The organism is Flavobacterium sp. P3_A6, assembly GCF_056403035.1.
The window spans coordinates 127865-142157 of record NZ_JBFUGG010000008.1; the positions used below are offsets into that span (position 1 = coordinate 127865).

At 35.1% G+C, this 14293-nt stretch carries 11 protein-coding genes; 5 read left to right on the top strand and 6 right to left on the bottom strand.

Features of this window, described 5'->3' with window-relative positions; genetic code table 11:
- Positions 1-6 precede the first annotated feature (6 nt).
- From AC1DVP_RS10425 to AC1DVP_RS10445, 5 genes are all read right to left on the bottom strand, one after another.
- Positions 7-939 carry a transglutaminase gene (locus AC1DVP_RS10425; protein WP_477183404.1) on the bottom strand — a complete coding sequence of 311 codons (933 nt, stop codon included), beginning with the start codon at positions 937-939 and terminating at the stop codon, positions 7-9.
- A gap of 137 nt (positions 940-1076) precedes the next feature.
- Positions 1077-2201 (bottom strand): SDR family oxidoreductase, encoded by a 1125-nt coding sequence (locus tag AC1DVP_RS10430; RefSeq protein ID WP_477183405.1) that lies wholly within the window; start codon positions 2199-2201, stop codon positions 1077-1079.
- A 125-nt stretch (positions 2202-2326) separates the two neighbouring features.
- Complete coding sequence (locus AC1DVP_RS10435; protein ID WP_477183406.1) at positions 2327-3199, bottom strand: nucleoside phosphorylase; 873 nt, start codon at positions 3197-3199, stop codon at positions 2327-2329.
- Between the two features lie 84 nt (positions 3200-3283).
- On the bottom strand, positions 3284-3613 hold the full coding sequence (locus tag AC1DVP_RS10440; protein WP_477183407.1) for a translation initiation factor: 330 nt from the start codon (positions 3611-3613) through the stop codon (positions 3284-3286).
- Positions 3614-3699: 86 nt separating this feature from the next.
- Positions 3700-4650: an isopenicillin N synthase family dioxygenase gene (locus AC1DVP_RS10445; protein WP_477183408.1), complete on the bottom strand. Its 951-nt coding sequence runs from the start codon at positions 4648-4650 to the stop codon at positions 3700-3702.
- Between the two features lie 172 nt (positions 4651-4822).
- Between AC1DVP_RS10445 and AC1DVP_RS10450 the strand changes: the two genes are divergently transcribed.
- The gene (locus AC1DVP_RS10450) at positions 4823-6799 is read left to right on the top strand and encodes an alpha-ketoacid dehydrogenase subunit alpha/beta (RefSeq protein WP_477183409.1); all 1977 of its coding nucleotides are present in this window, start codon (positions 4823-4825) and stop codon (positions 6797-6799) included.
- 106 nt (positions 6800-6905) lie between these two features.
- On the opposite strand, the gene AC1DVP_RS10455 is transcribed toward AC1DVP_RS10450, so the two are convergent.
- Positions 6906-8606: a putative transporter gene (locus tag AC1DVP_RS10455; protein WP_477183410.1), complete on the bottom strand. Its 1701-nt coding sequence runs from the start codon at positions 8604-8606 to the stop codon at positions 6906-6908.
- A gap of 291 nt (positions 8607-8897) precedes the next feature.
- Between AC1DVP_RS10455 and pckA the strand changes: the two genes are divergently transcribed.
- From pckA to hisC, 4 genes are all read left to right on the top strand, one after another.
- Positions 8898-10517, top strand: coding sequence for a phosphoenolpyruvate carboxykinase (ATP) (gene pckA, locus AC1DVP_RS10460; protein WP_477183411.1), 1620 nt, complete (start codon positions 8898-8900; stop codon positions 10515-10517).
- Between the two features lie 400 nt (positions 10518-10917).
- A complete protein-coding gene (gene hisG, locus AC1DVP_RS10465; protein ID WP_477183412.1) occupies positions 10918-11775 on the top strand; it encodes an ATP phosphoribosyltransferase in 858 nt (285 codons plus the stop codon).
- A gap of 59 nt (positions 11776-11834) precedes the next feature.
- Positions 11835-13127: a histidinol dehydrogenase gene (gene hisD, locus AC1DVP_RS10470; protein ID WP_477183413.1), complete on the top strand. Its 1293-nt coding sequence runs from the start codon at positions 11835-11837 to the stop codon at positions 13125-13127.
- An 81-nt stretch (positions 13128-13208) separates the two neighbouring features.
- Complete coding sequence (gene hisC, locus AC1DVP_RS10475; RefSeq protein ID WP_477183414.1) at positions 13209-14252, top strand: histidinol-phosphate transaminase; 1044 nt, start codon at positions 13209-13211, stop codon at positions 14250-14252.
- Positions 14253-14293 lie beyond the last annotated feature (41 nt).

Below are 14293 nucleotides of genomic sequence, written 5' to 3' on the forward strand. Positions count from 1 at the left end.
ATTTATCTATTCCAATGTCAAAGCACCCAATATTTCTTCGGACATAAAAGGACCTCCTGGATATTTGGCTGTATAATCAAGGTTTAGCCACACTTGTCCGTGCTCATCAATATGGTAATTGAGCTGCTTATTTCGGCTTTCCTCTACAAATAAAATATTTTTAATTATAAAATTTATTTTTTCAAGGTCTTTCATGCTCCCAATTAAAATTTCGGGATAGATATGGCCTTTGGTATGAATCAGTCTGGGAGTGCCTCCAATGGAGCGTATGCTGGCTGCCATCAAAATGGAATGGTCATCACAATCTCCCGAAAAATAGAGCAAAGATTCATGAGCTGTTGCAATATAATCTCCATTTTTGGGATCGTTTACATAATGCCAACGTCTGTTAATTTCTTTGAAAACGGCAAAACACTGAATTAAATTTCGATAATCTGGATAGCCTCTAACGTCTTTAAAATTCTTGGTCGTAGCCATTATGGCAAAGTTGCGAACCTTGGAATTCTTATATTCTATTGCTCTTAAAATCTCATCTTTATTTGGAAATGGCAATAATTTGGCAACAATAATATCCTGCGGAAACGGATTGTTATTCATTGAATACAGCATCGAATTATAATCCTCAAAAACAGAATTAAAGGTAAAACTCCCGAATAAACTTCCATAAATGAGTGCCAAAATATAGATAGCCAAACAAATTATCATTATTGTCCTCAATGCATATAAAAAGCAATAAACTATTGAAAAAACGAAAATAAAAAGCAAAATTCTGTCCAGATTAAAATACCAACCCGGGTCAATCAAGTTTTGGTGAAATACTATAAATGAAGGAATCGTAATGAGAATACTTAAAAAAAAGATAACAAATCTATCCCAAGGTTTTTTCAACTGAAACTTGGACCTCACCAGATAAAAATTCTCTTTGTTAAGTTGTATCATAATACCCAAAAGTTGGGGACTGTATTGCTTTTTGTAAAAGTACTTTTTTTTTAAGAGTTTCTAAGATTCTTAATAGCTAAGTTTCTAAGTTTTTTTTGCTCGCAGCAACTTATAATCTTAATTGCTTAGCAACTTCATTAAACATTAATATCCTTAAAATCATTGGATATGGCATAGCGGATCATATTGGTAAACGCTTCACTGTCCAATTTTGGGATTTCAAGAATCGAGTTCAGTAAAGTGGTATCGTATTCGTTGGGATTGGTAATAAAATAAGGTTTTAAATGTTTGCCAATACTTTCGTAATACAGTTTTTCGATGGTGTTTTTGTATTTGAAATCCAGCGGATTTTTGATTAAAGTAAAATTGGTATATCCCACTTCTTTCATAATCAACTGCAGTCCTTTAACAATATTGAAGCTTTTGTCGTTTACGATATTCAGCTGTTCGATGTCGTCACGCTCAAAAGTATTTACAATCACTTTAGATACATAATCAACTGGAATGATATTCAGGCCAGTTTCCTCGTTAATAATGAAACGAACGTTTTCCTGTTCGCCTTTTCGCTGTGAGGTAAAGTGAAAGAACTTGGCCAAAAGATAAAAAACCATATACTTTGGAATAAAATAAGGACTTTCGGTTCCCAGCATTTTTCCTCCAATGACGCTTGGTCGCAAGATTTGAAAAGGCAATCCCAAAGCTTTGCATTCCTGAGCAATGAAATTCTCGGAATGGAATTTAGCATCCTCGTAAGCGTTGCGGTGTTCAGGCGCAAAATCCAGATTATGAAAATCATTGTCTATCAATCCACGGCGGATTCCAGAAGAAAATGCAGTCCCGATGTAAATGAATTTCTTGATAAAAGGATGAAAAGTCTTGAAAAGCGATTTCGTTATTTTGGCATTTTCATCAAAAATCTTTTCTTTTAGATTTTCGTCAGTAGATAAATTAACGTAACCCGCAGAATGGATAAAGTATGCTCCCTTAATTTTTTCGGAAAAAGTGCCTTGTAAATTCGCCAAATCCGAATCTATGATTTCGATATACTGATGCAGTTTTTCTAAACCGTTTTTTCTCAAGATTTGGGGAGTATAATCACTCGTCAAAAGTTCATTAATACGGTCTAATGCACCAACTCTCCCTTTGTTTCTGGCAATTATAAAAAGTTTTCCGCCATTGTTTTGTTTAATAAAAAGTTCTAGAACGTCATACATTATGTGTGACCCCAAAACTCCAGTTGCGCCGGTAAGAATTATTTTCATTGTTGTATTTTTCAAAACACAAATATAGTTTTAAAAAAAGGAATGAGAAAGCTTGTTGCAAAGCAAATAATAAACACAAATTTACACAAATTCATATCAGAATATTCTTCGTTTAAATTCGTGTTTTATTTCTCTGCCAATTTCTCTAATGTATACTCAATCAATTCATCCACCGCTTTGTATGGATCATCACTAAAAGTTCCGTTAGCGCGGTTGGCAATAATAGCATTCAGCGACAAGGCTTGATGTCCCAAAAGTGCCGAAAGCCCATAAATCGCTGAAGTTTCCATTTCGAGGTTGGTAATTCGGTTTCCTTCAAAAACAAAATTATCCATTTTTGAATTTAATGCTGGATCTTGAATGTCCAGACGTAGAACACGTCCTTGCGGTCCATAAAAACCACCTGCAGTAGCAGTAATTCCTTTATGCATTCTGTCGCTTTCGATTCTTTTTTCTAATACAGATGAACAAGGAACAGCAACAGGTCTTCCTTTTTGTAAATCCCAATTGGTATGTTCTATAAATGCGTTTTCCATTGCAGCATTGGAAACAGCCCCAACCAAATAGGAGCGGAGCATATTGTCGAGTCCTAAGCCAAATTGCGACATTACAAAACTGTCTACAGGAATATCGGCGTGCAAAGAACCCGAAGTTCCTATTCTAACAATGTTTAATGATGTTAGTTCTTCTTTTGGCTTTCTGGTTTCCAAATCAATATTAACAAGCGCATCCAGTTCATTGATGACAATATCAATATTATCCGGTCCAATTCCGGTTGACATCACGGTTAGGCGTTTGCCTTTGTAAGTTCCCGTTTGAGTTTTGAATTCTCTTTTTTGAGTAGTAAACTCGATGGAATCAAAATGTTTGGTAATTTTTGATACCCTATCCTGATCCCCTACAAAAATAATATTGTGGGCAATGTGTTCTGGTTTCAAATTAAGGTGATACACGCTCCCGTCAGGATTGAGTATTAATTCGGATTGTTGTATAGACATTCTTATATGTTATTTAACCGCAAAGGGCGCTAGGTTTCTGTTTGAATCTGAAATCTAAATTCTAAAATCTGCATTCTAAAATCTTTATCCTCCAACACGTTTTACTTTAAATCCCTTTTCCTTTAGAATAGTCATTATTTTATCACGGTAATCACCTTGAATAATAATCGAATCATCTTTAAAAGTACCACCAACACTCAGTTTGGTTTTAATTTCTTTGGCTAAGATTTTAAAATCTTCATCCGTTCCTTCATAACCCTCAATTATAGTGGTTGCTTTTCCTTTTCTTTTTTCGAATTTGCAGATCATAGGTTCTTTTTGAACATATAACTCATGCGGCTCGTTTTCAACTATCTCTTCGGGAGACATTTCGTGATCTGGGAAAAGATTCTTTAATTGGTCTTGTAAATCCATTTTTTTTCAAATTATATAAAACTAAATTCCAAATCCCAAAAGTGTATCATTGGAATTTGGAATTTTAGTTTTGGAATCAATTTTTTTTACTTTTTAATTAAACCTAAGTCAACCAGGCGTTCATATAAATAGTCTCCGGCAGTAATATCCTCAAATTTTTTAGGATTTTCGGCATCAATGCAGTTCTCTAAACAATCCAATTTCATATCACTTACCGGGTGCATAAAAAACGGAATAGAATAACGAGAAGTTCCCCATAACTCTCTTGGAGGATTCACCACTTGATGAATCGTAGATTTCAGTTTATTATTGGTATGACGCGATAACATATCTCCTACATTAATCACCAATTCATCTGGTTCTGCAACTGCATCTATCCAATCACCATTATGGTTTTGTACCTGTAACCCCTTACCTTGAGCACCCATCAGCAAAGTAATCAAGTTGATATCGCCATGGGCTGCGGCACGAATGGCATTCTCAGGTTCTGATGTAATAGGAGGATAGTGAATTGGTCTTAAGATTGAATTTCCTTCTTTGGCGTATTCGTCAAAATAAAATTCATCCAATCCAAGGTACAATGCCAAAGCTCTCAACACATAAACTCCAGTTTTTTCAAGCATTTGGTAAGCTTCCTTACCTACAGCATTAAAACGAGGCAATTCTTTTACGGCAACATTTTCAGGATATTCAGAAGCATATTTGGAATCTTTGTCCACATATTGTCCAAAATGCCAAAACTCTTTTAAATCTCCTTCTTTTCGGCCTTTGGCATGTTCTTTTCCAAAAGAAACATAACCTCTTTGACCTCCAATCCCAGGAATTTCATAGCTGTGTTTTGTTTCTAATGGCAATGAAAAGAAATTCCTGATTTCGCCATACAATTCATCAACTAATTGGTCGTTTAAAAAATGCCCTTTGAGCGCTACGAAGCCTATATCTTCGAATGCACTTCCGATTTCATTTACAAATTTTTGTTTACGTTTCGGGTCGTCCGAAAGGAAATCACGCAAGTCAACACTAGGAATGTTTTGCATATTATGTCTGTATTTAATACTTTAGAAGCCTAAAACTTCGTAACTACAAATATATAGAATAAAATAATTAACTCTTTTTAAAATCTATTCAAATTTATAATAAATACAACATTTAGCCGTCATACTGTTATATTTATCTATATTTGAAATACATTATAAATACCCCAAAAAAATGAACTTTGACCGAAAAAATCTCTCAAACGATACCTTATTAAATCTCTATAAAAAAATTCTGAAACCCCGATTAGTCGAAGAAAAAATGCTAATTCTAATCCGACAGGGAAAAGTGTCCAAATGGTTTTCCGGAATTGGACAGGAAGCTATTGCAGCAGGAGTAACCGCAGTTTTGGATGCTGATGAATATATCCTGCCAATGCATCGCAACCTAGGTGTGTTTACAGGAAGAGACATCCCTTTACAACGGCTTTTTTCACAATGGCAGGGCAAAGCCAATGGTTTTACCAAAGGAAGAGACCGGAGCTTTCACTTTGGAACACAGTTTTATAAAATTATCGGAATGATTTCACATCTGGGACCTCAAATGGGTGTTGCCGATGGAATAGCATTAGCCAATAAATTAGAGAAAAACGGAAAAGTAACAGCTGTTTTTACTGGTGAAGGAGCAACGAGTGAAGGCGATTTTCATGAAGCTTTGAACATTGCGGCGGTTTGGGACCTGCCTGTTCTGTTTATCATTGAAAATAACGGATACGGATTATCCACACCAACAAACGAGCAGTATCGTTGCGAAAACCTCGCTGACAAAGGAATAGGTTACGGAATCGAAAGCTATATCGTTGACGGAAATAATATTTTGGAAATTTTTAATTTGTTAACCGAATTAAAAGCATCGATGATTGAAAACCCTCGTCCAATTTTATTAGAATTCAAGACTTTCCGAATGCGCGGACATGAAGAGGCGAGCGGTACTAAATATGTTCCGCAGGAATTAATGAATTTATGGGCAGCAAAAGACCCCGTAGACAATTACAGAAGCTATTTATATCAAAACGGTATCTTAACGGCGGAATATGATGCAGAAGTCCAGCAAGAAATAAAAAAAGATATCGATGAAAGCTGGGCTTTAGCAAATGCCGAACCAGAAATAGAACCTTCATACGAAGAAGAACTAAATGATGTATACAAACCCTATATTCACGAAGAATTTCATCCTAATACGGAAACGGAAAATAGCCGCTTTATAGATGCTATATCCAGCAGTTTGCGCCAATCGATGGAACGGCATAAAAAATCAGTTATCATGGGACAGGATATTGCCGAATATGGAGGCGCTTTCAAGATAACGGATGGCTTTGTAGCTCAATTTGGCAAAGAACGCGTTCGGAATACGCCCATTTGCGAAAGCGCTGTCGTTTCTGCCGCGATGGGATTGTCCATTAACGGATATAAAGCCATTGTCGAAATGCAATTTGCCGATTTTGTTTCCACAGGATTTAATCCAATAGTAAATTTATTAGCCAAATCACATTATCGTTGGTTAGAAAACGCCGATGTTGTGGTTCGGATGCCTTGCGGCGGCGGAACACAAGCCGGACCTTTTCATTCTCAAACTAATGAAGCCTGGTTCACCAAAACACCAGGTTTAAAAGTCGTTTATCCCGCATTTCCATACGATGCTAAAGGTTTGCTGAATGCTTCCATCAATGATCCAAATCCTGTGCTTTTCTTTGAACACAAACAATTATACAGAAGTTTGTCGCAAGACGTGCCAACCCAATATTATACCATTCCATTAGGTAAAGCCGCTTTGCTTAGAGAAGGTAATGATGTTACTATTATCTCTTTTGGAGCCGCAATACATTGGGCATTGGAAACATTAGACAAGAACACTGAAATAAGAGCCGATATACTGGATTTAAGAACCTTACAGCCATTGGATACTGAAACTATATTTACCTCAGTTAAAAAGACGGGAAAAGCAATTATTTATCAGGAAGATTCTATGTTTGGCGGTATTGCCAGCGATATTTCGGCATTGATTATGGAAAATTGTTTTGAATATTTGGATGCACCTGTAAAACGTGTGGCCAGTTTAGATTCTCCAATTCCGTTTACAAAGGCATTGGAAGATCAATATTTGCCGAAAGGCCGATTCGAAAAGGAATTAAAAACCCTTTTAGAATATTAACTTAAAACAATAAAAAGCATTCAGGCGAGATTCCGTTTTATAAGAAAAGAGGCTGTCTAAATTTCAATAGGCAACCTCTTTTCAATTAAAGCAAACCTATAACACATCAGCTTGCTAAGAGCAATATCAATAATTGTGCGACTAAAATTCTGCTTATAGTTACCAAAGGATAAACCGTAGCATACGATTGATTAGGAATATCCGAATCTAAATATTTTGTACTGAAAGCTAATGCAGCAGGATCGGTATAGGAACCGCTCATGATCCCAACCATTTGATAGAAATTAAGCTTAAATATAAATCTGCTGACTAAAACTAAGACTATCAAAGGTATAAACGTAATATAGCAACCATAATAAATCCACATCCAGCCATCATTTGCTATAAAATTTTCATAGAAGCCATGTCCTGCTTTAATCCCAACAGCTGCAAAAAATAAACAAATGCCAAAATCCTTCATGAAATGAATCGCTCCATTATTGATATAAGAATGAATTACTCCAACACCTCCATATCGGCTAATAAATAAAGCTGCCAAAAGCGGACCTGCAGCTAATCCTAATTTTAAAGGAACTGGCAATGAAGGTATCATAATTGGAATAGACCCAATAACAACTCCAAAAATCAATCCCCCGAAAAGAGAAAGAAAATCTGGCTCTAAAAGTATTTTCTTTGAATTTCCTATGATTTTTTCAGCCTCTTCAATAGCTTCTTTATTGCCGACAATCATCAACGTATCACCATAATAAAGCTCTAATGCAGGCTGCGCCAAAATTTCTAACCCCGAACGGACTACACGGGTAACTTTCAATCCAAATTGGTTATATAAATCCAACTGTGCCAGTGTCTTATGCGTAGCCGTTTTTTTAGTAACGCTAAGGATTTTAGCCGTAACATCATTTTCTGACTCAATGAATAAATCAGTCGATACTTTTCCAACAATATCAATAAATTTATTAATGTCTTTTTGTTTGGCTACAACCATCAAAACGTCTTTGTCTTTTAGAACCGAATCTAATGAAGGAGAAAAAACCACTTTTGTCCCGCTTTGTTTTTGTCTCGAAATAATAACACCGTCGATAGCAAATTCTCTGAACACCTGACGGATAGTTTTCCCTATTACTTCAGGATGGGTTACTCTGCATTTTTGACGCACTATTTTATTCTCCGAATCTTTATTCTTATTATTAAGAAGCACTACCTCATTTGATAAATCAATTTTCAATATGTTCTTGGCCAAAATTATAATCATAATTATTCCAAAAACGCCAATGGGATATGTAATAGCATAAGCAACAGCAGGATCTGAAAAATGATCAGCGGGGAGATTTAACTGCTTTTGAATTTCAATAAGAGTTGACTTTGCCGCTCCTAACCCCGGAGTATTTGTAACCGAACCGGACATTAGCCCAACGGCATTTTCGACTTTTACATTAGCGGCTAAATAAAGCAGCCAAGTAATAATGCCTCCCAAAAAGACGGTTCCAACTCCTAAAGCATTAAAAATTAGACCTTCCTTTTTAAAAGAGGAAAAGAAAGTTGGACCAACCTGAATACCAATACCATAAACAAACAGAATTAAACCAAACTCTCTCACGAATTGGATCAATTCGGCTTCCATAGTAAATCCCAAATGTCCCAAAAACAGCCCCACAAACATTACAGCGGAAACTCCCAGAGAAACATTGCCGATTTTTATTTTACCTGCAAAAAAACCAATGCTAATAGCCATAAACAATACTATCAATGACTGTGTCATTTCCGGCGTATCCGTCGGAGTAAACAAAACGTTAAACCATTCAAACATAACTGTTGCTTTTTTTAATGAAAATATAAMGTAAATAAATTATTTTTTTTGGTAATTTTATATGACAAAAATCAGGTTTAAATTTATTTTCTTTCCAAAAAAACCAAAACGTATTTATCACGAAAAAATCAATAAAAGATAATCGTATCTCTTTGTAAAACAACCCCAAAAACGAAAACGTTTGCGCATATTTTTCTTCAAAACATGATAAAAATCAGGTTTTTTAGTTAGTAACTGAAGTAATTTTGGTATAGAAAATAACACATCAAATTATAATAAAATACGTACATTATGAAAAACATCAAAATTATTCAGGAACTGCACAATTTAGGAATTACAGGATACCATGAAGTAGTATACAACCCTTCTTATGAGGAATTGTTCAAAGCTGAAGTTTCTAATAAAAGAAAAGGATATGAAAAAGGCGCTTTAACAGATACTGGTGCTGTTGCCGTAAAAACAGGAGTTTTTACAGGACGTTCTCCAAAAGACAGATACATTGTTAAAGACTCAGTTTCAAAAGATACTATCTATTGGGATGATAAAGTAAATTTTCCAACAAGTCAAGGAATCTACGATGAATTGAAAGGATTAGTTCTAAAACAGCTTTCTACATCTCCAAAATTATATGTAGTTGATGCCTTTTGCGGAACAAATGCTGACACAAGATTGAAAGTACGTTTCGTTATGGAAGTAGCTTGGCAGGCACACTTTGTTACTAATATGTTCATCAGACCTTCAAATTACGAGTTGGAAAACTTTGGGCAGCCTGATTTCATTGTAATGAACGGTTCAAAAACAGTAAATCCAAATTGGAGAGAGCAAGGATTAAACTCTGAAAACTTTGTAGTGTTTAACCTTACCGAAAAAATTCAGATTATTGGAGGAACTTGGTACGGAGGCGAAATGAAGAAAGGTATGTTCTCTATGATGAACTATTATTTGCCGCTAAAAGGAATGGCTTCTATGCACTGTTCTGCTAACGTTGGAGAAAAAGGAGATGTTGCTGTATTCTTCGGACTTTCAGGAACTGGAAAAACTACACTTTCTGCAGATCCAAAAAGATACTTAATTGGTGATGACGAACACGGATGGGACAACAATGGAGTATTCAACTATGAAGGAGGCTGTTATGCTAAAGTAATTGATTTATCTGAAGAAAATGAGCCGGACATTTGGAGAGCTATCAAAAGAGACGCTTTATTAGAAAATGTTATTGTAGATGAGTATGGAGAAATTGATTACAATGATCACTCAATCACTGAAAACTCAAGAGTATCTTACCCAATTTATCACATCAACAAAATTGTATTACCGTCTAAAGCTGGACACGCTAAGAAAATCATTTACTTGTCAGCAGATGCATTTGGAGTATTGCCTCCAGTATCTATCTTGGATGAGGATCAGGCACAATACCACTTTTTATGCGGCTATACTTCTAAATTAGCAGGAACCGAAAGAGGAATTACTTCTCCAGAACCATCTTTCTCTCCAGCATTTGGTGAAGCTTTCTTAACATTACACCCAACAATGTATTCTAAAACATTAATTGGAAAAATGAAAGAACATGGTGCAAGCGCCTATTTAGTTAATACAGGTTGGAATGGAACAGGGAAAAGAATTTCTCTTAAAAACACTAGAGCAATCATTGATGCAATTATCAACAGTGAGATCGATACTGCAGAAACAACAACTGTTCCTTTCTTAAACCTAACTATCCCAACAGCATTAACAAATGTTAGCGAAGGAATTTTAGACCCAAGAGATACTTACAGAAATGTTGAGGAATGGGAAAACAAAGCAAAAGACTTATCTGCACGTTATATCAAAAATTTTGAACAATACACTGATACTGAAGAAGGAAAACGCTTAGTCGCAGCCGGACCTTCTTTAGAACCAGTTTTAAGTTAGTCGCAGTTTAGTAGTAATTATTTTAAAGTTGGTTTAAAACACCTCTTTGGTACTGTGTAAAAAGCAATATCAATTGGGTGTTTTAATTTTTATTCAATGAATAGTTCAAAAATTTTTAATTTAACAAATACTTATTCAAACGTTAAAATAAAAATTGGATTATTATTAATTTATGCTCTATATTTGCAAAAGAAACAAAGAGTTATTTAATTTTATAAAGTTATGTTATCAATTCAATTACATCATCATCATTCTCATAATTGCTCTCAAGCGATGTGTTAATGGTATGCGTGTAAATCACAATAATCTAAACCCGTTTGAGTACATCAAGCGGGTTTTTTATTACCTATTCTTTGTACTCAAACATTAATTCAAAAACTAAAAACAAAAAAACTAAACAATGAGTACACTTAAAATTGCAATTCAAAAATCGGGCCGTTTAAACGAAGAAAGTATTCAAATCCTAAAAGACTGCGGTATTTCTATAGACAATGGAAACGATCAGTTGAAAGCAGAAGCTACCAACTTCCCTTTAGAAGTTTTATTTCTTAGAAATTCAGATATCCCGCAATACTTGATAGATGGTGTTGTTGATGCCGCTATCGTTGGTGACAACCTTTTGGTAGAGAAAGGCAAAGGAATTCAAGTGGTGCAAAAATTAGGCTTTTCAAAATGCAGAGTTTCTGTAGCAGTTCCTAAAGCATTCGAATATGATTCCATAAAAGATTTAGACGGATTGCGCATTGCTACTTCTTACCCTAATACTGTTACTGATTACTTCGCATCCTTTGGATTAAGTGTAGATATTCACCAAATATCGGGATCTGTTGAAATTGCTCCAAATATTGGTCTTGCCGATGCGATTGTGGATATTGTATCAAGCGGCAGCACTTTATTCAAAAATAATTTAAAAGAAGTAGAAGTTATCTTAAAAAGTGAAGCGGTTTTGGCGGTTTCTCCAAAAATTAATCCTGAAAATCAAAAATTAATTGATACTTTAAAATTCCGCATCGAGTCAGTTTTGAGAGCTAGAAAATCAAGATATATTTTGATGAATGTTCCTAATGACAAAATTGAAGAAGTTGGAAAAATCCTTCCCGTATTGCGAAGCTTAACCGTTTTGCCATTGGCGGAAGAAGGCTGGAGCAGTGTACACTCAGTAATTGATAAAGATACTTTTTGGGAAGTAATTGATAAACTGAAAGATGTTGGAGCCGAAGGAATCTTAGTGTGTCCAATTGAGAAAATGGTGTTGTAAAATCCGATTTCAGAAGTTAGAAATTAGAAAAAATTACAATTAAAATCTTTGATTAAAAAATGAATAAAATATACAGCCCAAAACCAGAAACTTGGTCTTCCATTTTAGAAAGACCTACAAAAACAGTTGATGATATTGAAGCAACTGTAAAAGGAATTTTTAAAGAAGTACAATCTAAAGGTGACTTTGCTGTTGCAAAATATACTTCTCTTTTTGATGGTGTTTCAGTTCCTGAATTGGAAGTTTCCCAAACCGAAATAGCGACTGCAATTGCAACTATTTCCAAAGAACTGAAAGAAGCCATCCAATTGGCAAAATCAAATATTGAAAAATTTCACGCTGCCCAAAAAACAAACCGCATTGAAGTGGAGACTATTGAGGGCGTAAACTGCTGGCAGGAAAAAAGACCAATCCAAAAAATTGGCCTATACATTCCTGGTGGAACAGCTCCTTTATTTTCAACAGTGTTAATGCTGGCTGTGCCTGCAAAACTGGCTGGCTGTAACGAAATAGTATTGTGTTCGCCGCCAGATAAACAAGGAAATATAAATCCAGCAATTTTATACGCCGCTTATTTGTGCGGAGTAACAAAAATACTGAAAGTAGGAGGAATTCAGGCAATTGCAGGAATGACCTTTGGAACTGTTACTATTCCAAAAGTGTATAAAATATTCGGTCCAGGAAATCAGTTTGTGACTGTAGCCAAACAATTAGCTACTCAATTTGGCGTAGCAATCGATATGCCTGCAGGCCCTTCTGAATTGTTGATTGTTGCCGATGATACTGCTGTTCCCGCTTTTATAGCATCCGATTTATTGTCGCAAGCCGAACATGGAACAGACAGTCAGGTAATTTTAGTTTCTACTTCAAAGGAATTGATGGACGAAGTTGAGAAAGAAGTTCAAATTCAATTAGACGTTCTTCCAAGAAAAGCCATCGCAGAAAAAGCCATTGCCAATTCAAAACTGATTTTTGTTGAAAATGATACAATTGCATTAGAATTAATCGATGAATATGGTCCAGAACACTTTATTATTTGCACCAAAGACGAAGATTTTTATGTAAATAATATTGGTAATGCAGGATCAGTTTTCATTGGGAATTATACTCCCGAAAGCGCTGGAGATTATGCTTCTGGAACCAATCATACGTTACCAACCAACGGATATGCCAAGAATTATAGCGGCGTAAATTTGGATAGTTTTTCTAAATCAATGACTTTTCAAAAAATAAGCCCAAAAGGTATCCAAAATATTGGTCCAGCTATTGAACTAATGGCAGAAGCCGAGGGATTACAAGCCCATAAAAATGCCGTTACATTGAGATTAGCACAAATAGAAAAAAGAACATAGAATATAGATAAAAGAGAATAAGATAAAGATGTTGGAATCATAGTGAAGTCTATTTTCTTTACTCTTTTTTAAATTAAGAATATGAAAAATTTCGATATAAACACTATAGTACGTGAAAACGTCAAAAAATTAAAGCCCTATTCTTCGGCTCGTGACGAGTTTGAGGATTTTGATACGGCCGATATGATATTTTTGGATGCTAATGAAAATCCATATCAAAACGGTGTAAACCGCTATCCAGACCCACAACAAGGCAATGTAAAAGTAGTTTTGGGAAAAATGAAAAATGTAAATCCAAAACAAATTTTATTAGGAAACGGGAGTGATGAGGTTTTAGATTTATTATTCAGGGCTTTCTGCGAGCCAAAAATTGACAACATTATCTCATTACCGCCAACTTACGGTATGTATAGCGTTTTGGCAAATATCAATGCTGTAGAAAACAGAGAAGTATTGCTATCAAATGATTTTCAGCCACAAATTGAGAAAATTTTTGAAGCAGTTGATGCCAATACCAAAATCATCTTTTTATGTTCGCCAAATAACCCTACTGGGAATTCTTTTTCAGAAGAAAGCGTAAGAACATTGTTGGAAAAATTCAATGGCTTTGTGGTTATTGACGAAGCCTATATTGATTTTTCGGATAAAGAGGGCTGGTTACAAAAATTAGATCAGCATCCTAATTTAATCATCACGCAAACATTATCGAAAGCCTATGGCTTAGCAGGAATCCGTTTGGGAGTTTGTTATGCATCTGCAGAAGTAATTACGGTATTGAATAAAATCAAACCGCCTTATAACGTGAACGAATTAACACAGCTCCGTGCTTTAGAGCGTTTGAGTGATGAAACTAAAATTGCAAACGAAATCACCTCAATTATAGCACAAAGAACCGAATTACTTTCAGTTTTAGATAAAGTATCTTTCGTAGAAAAAATCTATCCGACTGAGGCTAATTTTATCCTAATAAAAGTGGATGATGCTAACAAACGTTACGATGAATTAATTGCTAAAGGAATTGTAATACGTAACAGAACAACGCAACCGCTTTGTGAAAATACTTTGCGTTTGACTATTGGAACAGAAGAAGAAAATAAAAAATTAATAGAAGCATTACATAATTAACCAACTAAGACCTAACAAGTTTTAAATTCTGTTAAGTCTGG